Here is a 557-nt window from a genome sequence, read left to right as displayed (position 1 = left end):
TTTTCGGCGGCTACGTCGCACGCGTCCTGGCCGAGCGCACCGAGGCGGGCATGCGCCCGGACGCGGCGGTGCCGATGACGACGCTCTGGTGGGCCGACGGCGACCAACTGCTGGGCCGGATCGCGATCCGCCACCGGCTGACCCCGAAGCTGCGGCGGGTCGGCGGGCACATCGGTTACGACGTACGGCCGAGCGCCCGGCGACAGGGCCACGCGACCGCGATGCTCGCCGCCGCCCTGCCGGTCGCCGCCGCGCTCGGCATCGCCCAGGTGCTGCTGACCTGCGACGAGTCGAACACCGCCTCGCGGCGGGTGATCGAGGCCAACGGTGGCCGCCTGGCCGGCACGGACGGCGACAAGCTCCGCTATCTGCTTCCGACTCCCGTCCAGTCGCCGGAGATCCGAAGGACCGGGTAGCGGGGGGACGATCCGCGGCGGTTCCTCGCTGGGCGCGTCGGCGCCGATCCCGTCGAAGACGTAGCCGACCTCCGGTTGCCGGTCAGTCGTCCAGCAGCCGTCGGGCGGCCAGCGCGAGCCGGGCGCGGGTCAGGCCGGCGG

Annotated in this window: 1 protein-coding gene; it reads left to right on the top strand. The window is 74.9% G+C overall.

The features are described 5' to 3' along the window. Positions 1–416, top strand: a 416-nt coding sequence (locus ACFQ87_RS46320) for a GNAT family N-acetyltransferase (protein WP_380617064.1), incomplete at its 5' end; no start/stop codon positions are given. Positions 417–557 lie beyond the last annotated feature (141 nt).

Source organism: Kitasatospora sp. NPDC056531 (assembly GCF_042794375.1).
Lineage (GTDB): Bacteria > Actinomycetota > Actinomycetes > Streptomycetales > Streptomycetaceae > Kitasatospora.
The sequence above is the reverse complement of the archived record's forward strand: the minus strand, read 5'-3'. Positions and strand labels throughout refer to the sequence as shown.